At 73.7% G+C, this 15,300-nt stretch carries 13 protein-coding genes; 2 read left to right on the forward strand and 11 right to left on the reverse strand.

Annotation, left to right across the window (positions count from 1 at the left end):
- Positions 1-362: 362 nt before the first annotated feature.
- On the reverse strand, positions 363-1,817 hold the full coding sequence (locus ACIPSC_RS34520; RefSeq protein ID WP_400832353.1) for a hypothetical protein: 1,455 nt from the start codon (positions 1,815-1,817) through the stop codon (positions 363-365).
- A 622-nt stretch (positions 1,818-2,439) separates the two neighbouring features.
- On the opposite strand from ACIPSC_RS34520, the gene ACIPSC_RS34525 reads away from it, so the two are divergent.
- Positions 2,440-3,114 carry a bifunctional DNA primase/polymerase gene (locus ACIPSC_RS34525; RefSeq protein WP_400832356.1) on the forward strand — a complete coding sequence of 225 codons (675 nt, stop codon included), beginning with the start codon at positions 2,440-2,442 and terminating at the stop codon, positions 3,112-3,114.
- Between the two features lie 114 nt (positions 3,115-3,228).
- On the opposite strand, the gene ftsY is transcribed toward ACIPSC_RS34525, so the two are convergent.
- From ftsY to ACIPSC_RS34555, 6 genes are all read right to left on the reverse strand, one after another.
- Positions 3,229-4,434 (reverse strand): signal recognition particle-docking protein FtsY, encoded by a 1,206-nt coding sequence (gene ftsY / locus ACIPSC_RS34530; protein WP_400832359.1) that lies wholly within the window; start codon positions 4,432-4,434, stop codon positions 3,229-3,231.
- A gap of 48 nt (positions 4,435-4,482) precedes the next feature.
- Positions 4,483-8,124 carry a chromosome segregation protein SMC gene (gene smc, locus ACIPSC_RS34535; protein WP_400832361.1) on the reverse strand — a complete coding sequence of 1,214 codons (3,642 nt, stop codon included), beginning with the start codon at positions 8,122-8,124 and terminating at the stop codon, positions 4,483-4,485.
- A 191-nt stretch (positions 8,125-8,315) separates the two neighbouring features.
- Positions 8,316-8,519, reverse strand: coding sequence for a hypothetical protein (locus tag ACIPSC_RS34540; RefSeq protein ID WP_238951350.1), 204 nt, complete (start codon positions 8,517-8,519; stop codon positions 8,316-8,318).
- Positions 8,520-8,962: 443 nt separating this feature from the next.
- Entirely contained in the window at positions 8,963-9,262 is a 300-nt protein-coding gene (locus ACIPSC_RS34545; protein ID WP_400832369.1) for an acylphosphatase, read from the reverse strand.
- A 35-nt stretch (positions 9,263-9,297) separates the two neighbouring features.
- Positions 9,298-9,807, reverse strand: coding sequence for a winged helix-turn-helix transcriptional regulator (locus ACIPSC_RS34550; RefSeq protein ID WP_400832372.1), 510 nt, complete (start codon positions 9,805-9,807; stop codon positions 9,298-9,300).
- A gap of 118 nt (positions 9,808-9,925) precedes the next feature.
- Positions 9,926-11,284 (reverse strand): hypothetical protein, encoded by a 1,359-nt coding sequence (locus ACIPSC_RS34555; protein ID WP_400832375.1) that lies wholly within the window; start codon positions 11,282-11,284, stop codon positions 9,926-9,928.
- A 308-nt stretch (positions 11,285-11,592) separates the two neighbouring features.
- Between ACIPSC_RS34555 and ACIPSC_RS34560 the strand changes: the two genes are divergently transcribed.
- Complete coding sequence (locus ACIPSC_RS34560; protein WP_400832381.1) at positions 11,593-12,516, forward strand: hypothetical protein; 924 nt, start codon at positions 11,593-11,595, stop codon at positions 12,514-12,516.
- Between the two features lie 162 nt (positions 12,517-12,678).
- Here the strand turns inward: ACIPSC_RS34560 and mutM are convergent, their stop codons facing one another.
- The 4 genes from mutM to ACIPSC_RS34580 are packed head-to-tail and all read right to left on the reverse strand — an operon-like array spanning position 12,679 to position 15,266.
- Complete coding sequence (gene mutM, locus ACIPSC_RS34565; RefSeq protein ID WP_400832386.1) at positions 12,679-13,557, reverse strand: bifunctional DNA-formamidopyrimidine glycosylase/DNA-(apurinic or apyrimidinic site) lyase; 879 nt, start codon at positions 13,555-13,557, stop codon at positions 12,679-12,681.
- A gap of 52 nt (positions 13,558-13,609) precedes the next feature.
- Positions 13,610-14,401 (reverse strand): ribonuclease III, encoded by a 792-nt coding sequence (gene rnc / locus ACIPSC_RS34570; RefSeq protein WP_238951356.1) that lies wholly within the window; start codon positions 14,399-14,401, stop codon positions 13,610-13,612.
- A 20-nt stretch (positions 14,402-14,421) separates the two neighbouring features.
- Positions 14,422-14,595, reverse strand: coding sequence for a 50S ribosomal protein L32 (gene rpmF, locus ACIPSC_RS34575; RefSeq protein WP_030056747.1), 174 nt, complete (start codon positions 14,593-14,595; stop codon positions 14,422-14,424).
- A 2-nt stretch (positions 14,596-14,597) separates the two neighbouring features.
- Positions 14,598-15,266, reverse strand: a complete 669-nt coding sequence (locus tag ACIPSC_RS34580; protein ID WP_400832395.1) for a YceD family protein — start codon at positions 15,264-15,266, stop codon at positions 14,598-14,600.
- Positions 15,267-15,300: the final 34 nt, after the last annotated feature.

Raw genomic sequence — 15,300 nt, forward strand, 5'->3', positions numbered from 1 at the left:
CCGCTCCACACCCGGGTTACCTGTCCCGTGCCACCCCGGGGTGTCGGCGATGAGAAGGAGAGTGCCGAAGGCTGGTTTCCGCCGATGCGGCCCGTTGTTTCACGGCCGTGACGGCGGCGACGGCAGGGTTACACCTGCGTGAACCACGGCCACGCCGGGGCGCCGGATGGGTTACCGTTCCGCCGCCCGGCACGCGGAGTGCAGCGCCGGCCACCGAACGTGGCGGCCGCGGGCCATCACGGGGAGCCCGCCGGGAACGGCCGCCGACCGTGGCGGCGGCGGCCGGCACGGTCGGCGGGGTCGGAGAGGAAGGGCCGGGCCGGGCCGGGCCGGGCCGAAGGGAAACGCCGGGAACGCCGGGATCAGACCACCGAGACGTACTCCGGGATGTCCTGGACCACCCGCTCCTGGAGCCGGTTCACCGCGTCCACGCCCTTGAACCGGGCCGCGGCGGCCTCGGTGGTCTTGCGCACCCGGGAGTTCAGCCGCTCCGAACGGACCTTGCCGGCGATGTCCACCGCCTGCTCGGCCATCACCGCGGCCTGCTCCGCCTCGTTCTGCAGCAGGTGGACGCTGGCCATGCCGATCAGGTTGAAGGCGTAGGAGCGGACGTGGTCGCCGTCCTGGCGGAAGAGGTCGACCGCGCGCTCCATCACCGGGGCCGACATCGAGGCGTACAGCGCGGCGTTGTCGGAGTGGTAGGCGAGGTCGCGGAAGGAGTGCGCGTTCTCGGCGTTCAGCTCGGCCGGCGAGAAGAACTTCAGCCAGTCCGGGTCGCCGTCGCCCTCGCGGATGTCGGTGAAGGTGTCCTCGGCCAGCCGGACCGCCCGGGCGCAGCGGTTGACCTCGCCGATGGTGGCGTAGGCGCGCGCCTCCATCGCGTAGAGCAGCGACTGCTGGCGCGGGGTGGCGGTGTCGCGGCTGCCGTACTGGGCCAGGTGGATCAGCTCCAGGGCGTCCTCGCCCCGGTTCAGGTGGATCATCTGGCGGCTCATGTCGGTGAGGATCAGTGCGCCGAACGGGCGGTCGCCGGCCTCCTTGGCCGCGTGCAGCGCCAGCACGTAGTACTTCTGCGCGCTCGGGTGCATGCCCACGTCGTAGGACATCCAGCCGGCCAGGTGGGCGAGCTCGGCGGTGAGCCGGAACAGCCGCTTGGTGGTCGCCTCGGGGTAGGTCTCCTGGAGCAGGTCGGTGACCTCGTGGAGCTGGCCGACGACGGCCTTGCGGCGCAGGCCGCCGCCGTTCTGGGCGTCCCACTGCCGGAACATGACCGTGGTCTGCTCCAGCAGTTCCAGCTCGGGCTCGGAGAGCCGGCCGGTGAACGCCTCGCCGCCGTTGGCCGCGGCCAGGATCGGGGTGGGCGCGCCGGTCGGGCCGGGGGCGAGCCAGCGCTGCATCGGCTCGATCAGCGCGGCGCCGGCCGTCAGGGCGAGCGAGGTGCCCAGGAAGCCGCGCCGGTTGAGCATCAGGTCGCTGCGTGAGTAGTCGCTGATCAACTGGACGGTCTGCGGCGCGCTCCACGGCAGGTCGACGCCGCCGCCGACGGTGGAGACCGGGACGGCGGCCCGCAACCCGAGGTCCTCGATGGAGACCACCGAACCGAAGCGCTCCGAGAACAGCTCCGACATGATCTTCGGGATCGGCTCGCGGGGCTGCTCGCCGTCCAGCCAGCGGCGCACCCGCGAAGTGTCGGTCGAGACGTGATGGGCGCCGATCTGACGGGCCCGGCGGTTGACCTGGCGGGCCAACTCCCCCTTGGACCAGCCGCTGCGGGTGAACCACGTGGTCAGCTTCTCATTGGGTTGCTTCTCTGCCATGGGTAACGTCCCCATCCCGCCCGGCCCCTGCTCCGGGGCCCCGATCGTGACCGCCCGACGGTTGCGGGCTCTTGCCAGACGTGCCGTACCTGAGGTGCGGTCGGAACCGCACACCGAACCGCTGGTCGCACTGGTGTGCCATCGTCACGGACGTACCGTCAGTTCCCTCAACTCCCGCCCCCCTTGGGCCCGGAGCGGACTCTCCGACGATGTCCGTGTGCTGAACGTAGTGCCCCGTGCGACAGCCCGGGGAGCGGCCCTGGCGAAACGCCACCTTTCGCCACCCCCAGGAGTGAACCGAAGCAAGTCCGCACACGCTTCACTGGGTAGTCCCGACGGCCCGGCATATGCGGGCCGCCAAGTCCCCACCGGCATCCGGCTCGGCACGGCAACCCACGGCAGCCACAGGCGAGTTTGCCGCCCGCCCTGGTCGACGGCCGTCTCGCGCACACGACGATCCGGCATCGGCCCCACCCGCCACAAGGGGCGCCCGAGGCGCACCACCACAACAGGCGCACGCCACGCGCTGCGCGCCGCCACCGCACAACGCACCACGCAACGGACAATCAACACAAAGTCACCGTCCCGTAACCATCGGCAACGAGAACCTGTTGGGGGAGGCATGGACAACCTGTTCGGCGAACTTCGACTGGGGCACCTTCGGTTGGCCCCGCTGGGGGTGCGCCGCCGCACCCGGCTCACCGCGTCCCAGGCCGCCGCGGAGTACACCGGCCGCTGGGGCTGGGCGGTCGCCGTCGGCACCCCGGCCGCGCCGACCGGCGACCCGGCCCGCTGCCGGTGCGGCACCTCCCGCTGCGCCGCCCCCGGCCTGCACCCGGTCCCCGGCGACGAGCCCGCCGCCCGGTCCGGCGCCGACGTCTCGGTGCTGTTCCCCACCGGTCGCGCCTTCGACGTCCTGGACGTCCCCGAGCAGGCCGGCCTGCAGGCCCTGGTCCGGCTGGAGCGGATGGGCACCCAGGTCGGCCCGGTGCTGGCCGCACCCACCGGGCGGCTGCAGTTCCTGGTCGCCGCCGGCACCGCCCGCCGGCTGCCCGACCTGCTGTACCGGATGGGCTGGGACGACGCCGCCCTCGACCTCACCTGCCACGGCGAGGGCAGCTACGTCGCCGCCCCGCCCACCGTGCTCGGCGGCCTCGGCCCGGTCAGCTGGCTGCGCCGCCCCACCCGCGACAACGCCGGCTGCCCGCCCGAGGCCCGGCTGCTCCTCGGCACCCTCGCCTACGCCTGCCACCGCGGCCGCGAGCGCACCGCCGAGCCCGCCTGGCTCGCGTCGTAACGTCGTCGGCGCAGCTCGCGGGGCGGGGTCCCCCGCTCTCCTCCCACGAGGCAGCGGGTACGACGAAGGGCCCGCCCCTCGCGGAGCGGACCCTTCACCGGTGACGGCCGGGGCTCAGTCCCCGATCAACGCGTCCACGAAGGCACCCGGCTCGAACGGCGCCAGGTCGTCCGCGCCCTCGCCGAGACCGATCAGCTTGACCGGCACGCCCAGCTCGCGCTGGACCGCGACCACGATGCCGCCCTTCGCCGTACCGTCCAGCTTGGTCAGCACGATGCCGGTGATGTCGACCACCTCGGCGAAGACCCGGGCCTGGATCAGGCCGTTCTGACCGGTGGTGGCGTCCAGCACCAGCAGCACCTCGTCCACCGGGCCGTGCTTCTCGACGACCCGCTTGACCTTGCCCAGCTCGTCCATCAGGCCGGTCTTGGTGTGCAGCCGGCCGGCGGTGTCGACCAGCACGGTGTCCGCGCCCTCGGCGATGCCCTCCTTGACCGCGTCGAACGCGATCGAGGCCGGGTCGCCGCCCTCGGGACCGCGCACGGTCCGCGCGCCGACCCGCTCGCCCCAGGTCTGCAGCTGGTCCGCGGCGGCGGCTCGGAAGGTGTCGGCCGCGCCGAGCACCACCTTGCGCCCGTCGGCGACCAGCACCCGGGCCAGCTTGCCGGTGGTGGTGGTCTTGCCGACGCCGTTGACGCCGACGACCAGGACGACCGCCGGGCCCTCCGCGTGCTTGGTGGAGTGGACGGTACGGTCGGCGTCCTTGCCGATCAGCTCGACGAGCTCCTCGCGCAGCAGCCCGCGCAGCTCATCCGGGGTGCGGGTGCCGAGCACCTTCACCCGGGTGCGGAGCCGCTCGACCAGCTCCTGGGTGGGGGCCACGCCGACATCGGCGGTGAGCAGGGTCTCCTCGATCTCCTCCCAGGTGTCCTCGTCCAGGTGCTCCCGGGAGAGCAGCGAGAGCAGGCCCTTGCCGAGCGAGTTCTGCGAACGCGAGAGCCGGGACCGCAGCCGGACCAGCCGGCCGGCAGTGGGCTCGGGGACTTCGAGGGCCGGGACCTCCTCCTCGACCGTCTCGGGGACGGTCACGGCCTCGGCCTCGGGGAGCTCCACCTCCTCGACGGTGCGGCGGGGCTCCTCGGTCGGCGGCGCGGCCTCCTCGCCGACCTGGGGCTCGCTCGGGGTGGGCTTGGGCGCCGTGATGACCGGCGCCTGCGACTTCGGGGGCAGCTGCTGGCGTCGTCTGCCGGAAACGACGAGGCCGGCGATCGCGGCAATGGCGACCACGGCGATGACTACGGCAAGAATCACGTATTCCATAACGGAACCCAGTATCCGTGACGGGGCTCCGGATGAACCGCAGCCGGGCTACACCGATCCGCCCCGGGCCGCTCCGGGGGTCCGATGCCGGCCCGCTGCGCTCCCCGGACGGTCGGCCCCGCCCTGCCGCAGGCGCTGGCTGATCACCTGGGAGATGCCGTCACCCTTCATGGTCACGCCGTACAGGGCGTCGGCGGACTCCATGGTGAGCTTCTGGTGGGTGATCACGATCAACTGGGAGCTCTCCCGCAGCTCCTCCATGATCGCGACCAGTCGGCGCAGGTTGGTCTCGTCGAGCGCCGCCTCCACCTCGTCCATGACGTAGAACGGGCTGGGCCGGGCCTTGAAGATCGACACCAGCAGCGCCACCGCGGTCAGCGAGCGCTCGCCGCCGGAGAGCAACGAGAGCCGCTTGACCTTCTTGCCCGGCGGGCGGGCCTCCACCTCGACGCCGGTGGTCAGCATGGACGCCGGGTCGGTCAGCACCAGCCGACCCTCCCCGCCCGGGAACAGCCGTGCGAAGACGCCCTCGAACTGGGCCGCGGTGTCGTGGAACGCCGAGGTGAACAACTGCTCGACCCGCTCGTCCACGTCCTTGACGATGTCCAGCAGGTCGCGGCGGCTCCGCTTGAGGTCGTCCAGCTGCTCGCCGAGGAACCGGTGCCGTTCCTCCAGCGCCGCGAACTCCTCCAGGGCCAGCGGGTTCACCTTGCCGAGCTGCTGGAAGGCCTTCTCGGCCGCCCTCAGCCGCTTCTCCTGCTCGGCCCGGTCGTACGGGCGCGGCTCGCCGGCCTCCCGGCCGTCCTCGGCGGCGCCGTCGCCGGCCGACGCCGCGGGCGACGGCGGGACGAGCCGGTCCGGGCCGTACGAGGCGAGCAGCTCGCCGCCCTCGATGCCGAACTCCTCCAGGGCCCGCGACTCCAGCTGCTCGATCCGCAGCCGCTTCTCGGCCCGCAGCACTTCGTCCCGGTGCCCGGCGTCGACCAGCTTGTCCAGCTCCGACTTGAGCTCGCGGCCGTGTTCGCGGTGTTCCTTCAGCTCCGTCTCGCGCTCGGCGCGCGCCTGCTCGACGGCGGCCCGGCCGGCGTCCGCGCGGGCGAGCGACACCTCCAGACAGGCGAGCAGCTGCCGGGCCCCCGCCGCGACGGCGTTCGCCACCCGGGCGTCGTGCTCGGCCCGCCGGCGGCGCTCGGCGGCCCGGGTCCGGGCCTCGCGCTCGGCCCGGGCGGCCCGGTCCAGCTGGTCCGCGCGGCCGCTCAGCGCGCGGACCCGCTCCTCGTGGGTGCGCACGGCGAGCCGTGCCTCCAGCTCGCCCTGCCGGGCGGCGGTGGCGGCGCCGGCCAGCCGCTGCTGCTCGGCCGGGTCCGGCTCGTCCTCGCCCTCCTCCGCCGACTCCTCGGCGACCGCGAGCCGCTCGGCCAGCTCCTCGGCGGCGGCCAGCAGCTGGGCCAGGCCCTCCTCGGCCCGGGCGGCGGCCGCGGTGAGGCGTTCGGCCTCGCCGGCGGCGGCCCGGGACTGCCCGCCGAGCCGGCCGAGCGCACCGGCGACCTCGGCCCGCTGCCTCTCCGCCTGCCGCCGGTCGGCGCCCAGTTGCTCCAGCTCGGCCGCCGACTCCCGGCGCAGCTCGGTGAGTTCGGCCAGCCGCTCGGCCGACTCGGCGCACCGCCCGGCCAGTTGTCCGATCGCGCGGGCGGTGTCGTCGACCGCCGCCTGGGTCTCCAGCAGGCTCGGTGCGCCGCCCGCGCCGCCGTGCGCGAAGCCCGCGCCGAGCCGATCGCCCTCGGCGGTGACCGCGGTCAGGTCGGGCTGGCCGGCCACCACCGCCACCGCCTCGTCGAGGGAGCCGACCACCGCGACGCCGGCCAGCAGTGCCCGCACAGCCGGCCGCAACTCGGCCGGTCCGTCCACCAGTTCGGCCGCCCAACGGGCTCCGGCCGGCAACTGCCCGGCCGGGGCCGACGGTTCGGGCGCGCCGGCGATCAGCAGGGCGGCCCGGCCGGCGTCCTCCTTGCGCAGCAGGCGCAGCGCCTCGGCGGCGGTGCCGGGCGAGTCGACCGCCACCGCGTCGGCGGCCGCGCCGAACGCCGCCGCGAGGGCGATCTCGTGGCCGGGGGCGATCCGCAGCAGCGCCGCGGCCGGGCCGAGCAGGCCGGCCAGCCGGTCGCCGGCCGCCAGCAGGGCCCCGGTGCCGTCCTTGCGGCGCAGCCCCAGCGCCAGTGCCTCGTGCCGCGCGGTCAGCCCGGCCCGCTCGCGCTCGGCAGCGCCGGCCTCCTCCCGGGCGGCGGCGAGGTCCTTCTCGACGGCGGCCAGGCGCTCCCGGGCGGCCTCGTGCGCGGCATCGGCCCGCTCGTCGTCCCCGGCCGAGCCGCCGACCTGCTCGCGCAGCTCCTCGTACTCCTGCCGGGCGGCCCCGGCGCGCAGCACCGCCTCGTCCCGGGCCTCGGCGAGCCGGCCGATCTCGGCCTCGGCCGCGGCCGCCTTGGAGCGCGCGGCAGCGGCCTGCCCCTGGAGGCGGGCCAGGCCCTCGCGGCGGTCCGCGATCGCCCGGGCGGCGTCCTTGAGCCGCCGCTCCTCCGCGGCGAGCGCGCGCTCCAGCTCACCCCGGGTCTCGACCGCCTCGGCCAGCGCGTACTGGGCCTCCTCCAGCGCCTCGGCCAGCGCGGCCTCCTCCTCCCGGACCTGCTCGGCCTCCCGCTCCAGCTCCTCCGGATCCCGCCCGCGCCGCTCCTCGGCCTGTCCGCCGGCGGCCGCGTGCCGGGCCCGCGCCTCGGCCAGGCCGACGGTGCCGCGGGTGCGCTCGGCCAGGGCGGAGAGCCGGTACCAGGTCTGCCGGGCCGCTTCCAGGCCCGGCCCGAGCTGCTGGACCTGCGCCTCCAGGACGGCCTCGCGCTGGATCGCGCGGGCCAGCTCCTGCTCGACGGTGGAGCGGCGCAGCTTCAGCGCCAGCTCGTCGGCGACCTCGGCCTCGACGGCCCTGCGCAGGGTGAGGAGGTCGTCGGCGAGCAGGCGCAGCCGGGCGTCGCGCAGGTCGGCCTGGATGCCGGCGGCGCGCCGGGCGATCTTCGCCTGCCGGCCGAGCGGGCCGAGTTGGCGGCGCAGTTCGGCCACCAGGTCCTGGACGCGGTTGAGGTTGACCTGCATCGCGTCCAGCTTCCGCAGCGCCTTCTCCTTGCGCTTGCGGTGCTTGAGGACGCCGGCGGCCTCCTCGATGAAGGCGCGGCGGCCCATCGGGTCGGCGTGCAGGACGGAGTCGAGCTGCCCCTGGCCGACGATGACGTGCATCTCACGGCCGATGCCGGAGTCGGAGAGCAGCTCCTGGATGTCCAGGAGCCGGCAGGTGTCGCCGTTGAGCGCGTACTCACTGCCGCCGTTGCGGAACATGGTCCGGGTGATGGTCACCTCGGCGTACTCGATCGGCAGCGCGCCGTCGGAGTTGTCGATGGTGAGGCTGACCTCGGCGCGGCCGAGCGGGGCGCGCCCGCTGGTGCCGGCGAAGATGACGTCCTCCATCTTGCCGCCGCGCAGCGACTTGGCACCCTGCTCCCCCATGACCCAGGAGAGCGCGTCCACCACATTGGACTTGCCGGAGCCGTTGGGCCCCACCACACAGGTGATGCCGGGCTCGAACCGCAGGGTGGTGGCGGAGGCGAAGGACTTGAACCCGCGCAGGGTCAGGCTCTTCAGGTGCACGGGCCGGACTCCTCTTCGCTCGCCGGAGCCCTCGACCTCCCAGGGCCCCTGCGGCGACTGTATCCGGCCGTGACCGGCGCGAACGCCTCCGGACACGACGAAGGGACGCCACGAGGCGTCCCTTGCAAGCTGCGTCCCTAGCGGGGCGGCTCAGTGCACAACGGCGTCGATCTTCGGTGACCGGGCGGGACTCAGGTGAGAGCCGGCTCCCGCTGGTCCAGATCGATGCTGTTGAGCAGCGAGTGCTCGTCAGCGACAGCGGTGAGCGCGTCGTTCTCAGCCTGCATCCGAAGGAGCTCCGCTTCGAGGTCCTGGACGCGCCGCTGAAGCCGTCGCATCTCGGAGAGCATTCGCGGGTCGGGGCCGCCGACGTACCCGAGAAGCGCCTTTGCCATGATGAATGGTCCTCCACGCTGAGTGACCGAACCGGAACGGTACAGGTCTAGGGGGAAGGGGGACGCACGCGCGGCGCCAACCGGCAGTACTGGCTGGGCACTACAGCGCAACCGCCGTGAGCTGGGCTCACGATGGCATACGCCTACCGGAATAACGCGGTCGTGTGCGCGGGCTTCCAGCGTCTCACCAAAGACGGAAAGGGTCAACACGATCACCGCACGCTACCGCGCCCCTGTCACCTGCCTGGCGGTGTGGTCACGCCGGGCGGCCTCGGGCCGGTCCACCATGGGGCTCGTGGATCATCGTTCGATGCGGAGTCAACCACGAGTCTGCCCCGATGGCAACCGTATGACACCGGCTGTTGCCGATCATTTCGTGCCCGCCCGGTCCGCAATCCGCCCGAACCCTTGTGAACACCGGCCTCCGCGGGCCTCGGCGTACCTCAGCGGATCTCGAAACTCCCGTAGCCCGAGCCGACGGCGGTCCAGATCTCGGTCACACCGCTCACACTGCCGGGCGTGTCGGGGCCGCGCAGCAGGGCCAGCAGCTGCTCGCAGTCGAGCGCGAGGCCCTCGGCCACCACCTGGACCCGACCGTCGCCGAGGTTGCTCGCGTAGCCGGTCAGACCGATCTCCAGCGCCCGCGCCCTGGTCCACCAGCGGAAGCCGACCTGCTGGACCTTCCCCCGGACCCAGGCGGTCACCCGGACCGGTTCATCGCTGTGCGCCTCACGACCGTGCATGGGCCCGACCCTATCCGCAGCGGGGGTGGCCCGCTTCACGGTGCGGCGACGGGGCCCTCGATGGTCCACCCCGGGCTGTGGATCTCGACCCGCAGCTCCCCGCGCCGCGCCTCCTCGCCGCAGCTGCGGCAGACCCACGCCGGGTCGTACGGGTGCGGCTCGTGGCCCTCGGGCTCGTGCCGGAGACCGACCGGGTGCTCGGGCAGCTGCCAGCGGTCCCCCCAGGCCAACAGGGCCTGGGTGAGCGGTGCGAGGTCCCGGCCGGCCTCGGTGAGGTGGTACTCGTAGCGCGGCGGCCGCTCGCTGTACGCGCGGCGCTCGACCACCCCGGCCTCCTCCAGCGCCCGCAGCCGGGCGGTGAGCCGGTCGCGCGGCGCACCGGTGTTGCGGGCGATCCGGTCGAAGCGGTGGTTGCCGTAGAACAGCTCGCGGACGGCGAGCAGGGCCCACTTCTCGCCCACCACGTGGAGTGCGGCGGCGATCGAGCAGGGCCGCCCGGGGAGTGCGGGCGGGGCGGACCGGGCCGGGGGCGTGCTGGAGGTCACGGCGCCAGCCTGCCACACAGGGTCGCATTCTCAAACGCATCGTCCGGCCGGCCGCGGACGCGACGGCGCCCGCCCGGTGGGTGCCGGGCGGGCGCCGCGGGGCCGGTCCGGCGGCCGGTCAGAACCCTCCGCCGAAGTCCCCACCACCACCGAAGTCGCCGCCACCGCCGAAGTCCCCGCCGCCACCGAACCCACCGCCGAAGTCGGAGGAGTCGTAGTCGGCGCCGGAGTAGTCGCCACCGTCGTAGTCACCGCCGACGTCGCCCGGGGCCGCGTACGCCGGGGAGCCCATCATCGAGCCGAGCGCGGTGCCCACCAGCAGGCCGGGCAGCAGGCCGCCGCCGTAGCCGCCGAAGTACCCGCCAGCCCACGGGCCGTACGCCGGGCCGGCGTTCCAGTACGGCTGAGGGCCGTGCTCGGTCGGGACGGTCCGGATGTCCGGGTCCTGGCCGGTCGCCAGCCGGTCCGCGTCGGCCCGGCAGACCGGGACGGTGCGCACGGCGCCGCCGGCCGGAGCCCAGTCGGCGTCCTGCACCGACGGACCGTGCCGGGGGTCGAAGAAACACGGCGGGCGCCGGTCCGGCAGCGGCTTGCCCTCCCGCCGGGCGGCCAGCGTGGCCAGCGCGAAGCGGCCGTCCTCCAGCGCCTCGGTGACCGGCTTGACGTCCTCCGGGCCCTTCGCCCCGTCCATGCTCCGCTTGGCCCGCTCGTAGGAGTCGAGGGCGTGCGAGTAGTCGGCGCGCTGGACGTCGTCGGCGTCCGCGGCGCCCGGGTCGAAGTCGAGCCGGTCGAGCTCCTCGCCGAAGGCCGTGATGTCCTCGTCCACCACCCGGCGCAGCTGCTCCAGCTCGGCCCGGCGCTGCTCCTCCTTGCGCTTCTTGGACCGGCGGAACAGCAGGAACACGCCCGCGCCGGCCAGCGCCAGCAGGGCCAGCGGGACGACGATCGCAGCGGCGGAGACGCCGCCCGCGGAGCTGTCCACCCCGTGGCCCTTGACCTGCGGTGCGGCGGTGTCGACGAAGTCGTTCAGGACGGCGTCGATGTCGCCGGGGTGCGAGCGGAAGGACGCGCCGGCGATCCGCTCGGCGCTCTGGCTCGGCAGCGCCGCCTTGTCCGAGCGGGCCTGGAACTGGTCGCCGCGCCAGATGCCGTAGGTACCGGTGATGCCGACCTTGGTGCGCAGGTCGTTGAAGACCGTCGTGGGGCCGTACGGATCGGCGGCCGGGACCACCGCGATGAAGATCGGCTTGTCCGCCTTGCGGATCTTCTCGGTCAGGGCGTCGGCCTGGCCCTGGCTGAACCGGCCCGCCATCGCCGGGTCGACGTACACCCGGCCCTGCTTGAGCGAGGCGGCCGCGTCGTCCAACCCGCCGGCCGCGGAGGCCGCGGGGGCCAGCAGGAGCAGCAGCCCCAGCAGCGCCGCCACCAGTGCCAGCGGCCCGGCGCTCCGGGAACGTCGTGGAGCAAGGGTTCTCATGCCATCGACGCTACCGCCGGCGGCGTCCCGGCAGGGCATACCGCTCGTGTACCACTTCCCGGAACCGACCCCATCGTCCGCCGGGGGCCGCCCCCTCCTCGGGGATGATGTTTGCCCGGCCGCCCCTGAACCCCGCCCGCCGCGGGAACCCGGCCGCCGGCCCGGACGTACGTCCCGACGGGGGCCGGGCAGGACGCGGGGGCGCTCCGACCGTACCCCGCGACCAGGCATAGTGGTGGCCGGGCCTGGTTCCCATGACCTTCTCTTGACCTTCTCGTCCTGACCTTCTCTCTCGATCGGAGCACTGGGTGTTCATCGGCCTCGTCACCGCCGTGGCGGCCTCCGCCTGCTACGGCACCGGTTCGGTCCTGCAGGCCGTCGGATCACGTCGCTCCGCCCGGGAGGAGGCCGCCGCCGGGAACGCCTCGGCCGGCACCACCGAGCACGGCGGGCCCAGCCTCGCATCCACCGCGAAGGCCGCCGTCACCTGGGAGTTCATCCTCGGCACGGTGCTCGACTTCATCGCCTTCGGGCTCGGCGCGGTGGCCGCGCGCATGCTGCCGCTGTTCCTCTCGCAGACCATCATCAGCGCCAACCTGGTGATCACCGCGGTGCTCAGCATCAAGCTGCTCGGCATCCGGCTCAAGCAGCTGGAGTGGGCCTCGATCGGCGTGCTCTGCTCGGCGCTGGTGCTGCTCGCCGTCTCGGCCGGCCCGGAGGGCGGCCACCACGCGGACATGTCCTTCCACTGGTGGCTGCTGCTGGCCACCACCGTGCTGCTGGTCGGCGGCACTCTGCTGGTACGGCGGATGGGCGCCAACGGGGCGATCCTCGCCGGTCTGCTCTCCGGCCTCGGCTTCGGCGCGCTCGGCGTCGGCGTGCGCATCCTCAACGGCATCGAGCCGTTCGAGCTCGGCGCGCTGCTCTCCGACCCGGCGCTGTACGCGATCCTGGTCGGCGGCCTCGGCGGCATGTACGTGCACACCGTCGCGCTGCAGATCGGCTCGGTGAACGGGGCCACCGCCGCCCTGGTGGTCGGCGAGACGGTGCTGCCCGGCGCGGTCGGCGTGCTGTGGCTCGGGGACAGCTCCAAGGACGGCCTGGCCTGGCTCGGCGTGGCCGGCTTCCTGCTCGCCGTCGTCTCGGCGGTGGGCGTCGCCTACTTCGGCCAGGACACCCACGGCGCGGCCGAACCCGTCACCCCGTCCGAGCCCGAACTCACGAAGCGCTGAGCACCCGCCCCTAGCCGAAGGGGCGCGCCGGTGCCGAAAGGAAGAAGCGAGGACGCCGTGAGATGGGGGCACCCCCGGCCGGAGGCTGGGGGAGAGCGGCGTTGGAGCGCCGACCGTCGGCACCGGGTCTGAGCGCCCCGGAGGCGAGCGGGCGCGTAGCAGCTAGCCCCCGTTGCGGGCGCGTGGGACGCGCTGGCAGCGGGGGCAGAAGTAGCTGGAGCGGTTCATCCAGGCGACCCGCCGGATCGCCGTGCCGCAGCGGCGGCACGGCTCCGCCTCCCGGCCGTAGGCGTCCAGGTCGCGGGAGAAGTAGCCGCTCTCGCCGTTCACGTTGACGTAGAGACTGTCGAAACTGGTGCCGCCGACGGCCAGGGCCTCGGTCATCACGTCCCGGGCCCCGGCCAGCAGCAGGGCCACCTGCGGGCGGGTGAGCGAGGAGGTCGGGCGGTCGTAGTGCAGCCGGGAGCGCCAGAGCGCCTCGTCCGCGTAGATGTTGCCCACGCCGCTGATCAGGGTCTGGTCCAGCAGGGCCCGCTTGACCGTGGTGCGCCTCGCCCGCAGCGCGTTCACGAACGCGGCGTCGTCGAAGCGCCGGTCGAGCGGGTCGCGGGCGATGTGCGCGATGGAGACCGGCGTGCCCTCGGGGTCGTCCGGCTCGGCCTCCTCGACCGCCAGGCCGCCGAAGGTCCGCTGGTCGACGAAGCGCAGTTCGCGCCCGCCGTCGGTGAACCGCAGCCGCACCCGCAGGTGGGTCTCGTCCGGTACCGAGGGGTCCTGCACGAGGAGCTGGCCGCTCATCCCGAGGTGGCCGATCAGCGAGAAGCCGGCCCCGGAGCCGGCCAGCGGCAGCCAGAGGTACTTGCCGCGGCGCTGGGCGGGGCCGAGCACGGTGCCGGTGAGCCGGGCGGCGAAGTCCGCCGCCCCGGCCGGCTGGCGGCGCACCGCACGCGGGTGCAGCACGTCGACGCCGGCCACCGTCCGTCCGGCGACCCAGTTGGCCAGGCCACGGCGGACGACCTCTACCTCGGGGAGTTCAGGCACCTCGACAGCCTTCCGGCGCGCGGGAACGGGCAGGAGGAAGGGTACTGCGCGCTCAGGCGGCGCCGCTGGGCAGGCGGTCGGCGTACTTCTCCTTGATCGCCCGCCAGGCGCTCTCGGCGGCCTTCTGCTCGGCTTCCTTCTTCGAGCGGCCGACGCCGCTGCCGAAGTCCTCGCCGGCCACCCGGGCCGCCGCGGTGAAGGTCTTCTCGTGGTCCGGTCCGGACTCCTCGACCACGTACTCCGGCACCCCGATGCCCACCGAGGCGGTGAGCTCCTGGAGGCTGGTCTTCCAGTCCAGGCCGGCGCCCAGCTGAGAGGACTCCTCGATCAGCGGGTCGAACAGGCGGTGGACGAACTCGGTCGCCGCCTCCAGGCCCTGGTCCAGGTAGATGGCCCCGATCACGGCCTCGACGGTGTCGGCGAGGATCGACGACTTGTCGCGGCCGCCGGTGCCCTCCTCGCCCTTGCCGAGGCGGATGAACGAGCCGAGGTCCAGACCGCGGCCGACGTCGGCCAGCGCACGCGAGTTGACCACCGCGGCGCGCAGCTTGGCGAGCGTGCCCTCCGGGACGTCCGGGTGGACGCGGTAGAGGGTGTCGGTCACCACCAGGCCCAGCACCGAGTCGCCGAGGAACTCCAGGCGCTCGTTGGTGGGCAGCCCCCCGTTCTCGTACGCGTACGAGCGGTGGGTCAGGGCGCGTACCAGAAGGGCGCGCTCGAGTACGTACCCGAGGCGCCCTTCCAGGACGTCGTATTCGGTCGAAGCCGGCCCGCCGGCCTTTCCGCCGCCCGAAGTAGCCTTCGAGGCGGTGGCCGCCTTGCGGGAGGAGTTACCGTCCGACATCGATCCGTACACCCCGCCGATCAGACCGAGAGGACCTGGCGACGGTTGTACGTGCCGCAGCTCGGGCACGCGATGTGGCCGAGCTTCGGCTCGTGGCAGCGGTCGCACGCCACGAGGGCCGGAACGACGGCCTTCCAGTTGGAACGGCGGTGGCGCGTGTTGCTGCGCGACATCTTCCGCTTCGGAACAGCCACGGCTACTTCTCCTGGTTCTCGGCGAGACCCTCACGGGTGTCGCTGTTCTTGATTCCCCGCCGCCGATCAGCGACGTCGCCGCGGGCCTCGTCGCCGTGGTCGGCGGAGAGTCCCTGCAGAGCCGCCCACCGGGGGTCGACGGCGTCGTGGTGGTGTGCCGGGTCGTCGCTCAGGCGCGCTCCGCACTCGGAGCACAGGCCCAGGCAGTCTTCCTGGCACACCGGCTGCAGCGGCAGTGCGAGCACCACCGCGTCACGCAGCACCGGCCGGAGGTCGAAGAAGTCGCCCTCCAGACGGTAAGTCTCTTCCTCCGAGTCCTCGTCGAGGTCCTCGGTCCCGGCGGTCCGGGCGCGATGGCGCTCGTCGGACTCCGGGTAGTAGTACAGCTCCTGGAAGTCCACGTCGACGTCGAAGTCGACGGGCTCCAGGCACCGTACACACTCGCCCTCGACGTGGGTCTCGGCGGTGCCGGTCACCAGCACGCCCTCCACCACCGACTCCAGGCGGAGGTCCAGCCGGATCTCGCTGTTCTCCGGGACGCCGATCACATCGATGATCCCGAGGCCCTCGGGGGCCTCCAGGGTGCGGGACACCTTGCGCAGCGAGCCCGGGCGACGTCCCAGCTCGTGCGTGTCGAACACGAGGGGGTCGCGGTGGTCGAGGCGGTTCAAGGTGTCCTGACTTCCTGAGAAAACTGATGCGCGG

The organism is Kitasatospora sp. NPDC090091, assembly GCF_044747365.1.
In the GTDB taxonomy this organism is placed as follows: Bacteria; Actinomycetota; Actinomycetes; order Streptomycetales; family Streptomycetaceae; genus Kitasatospora.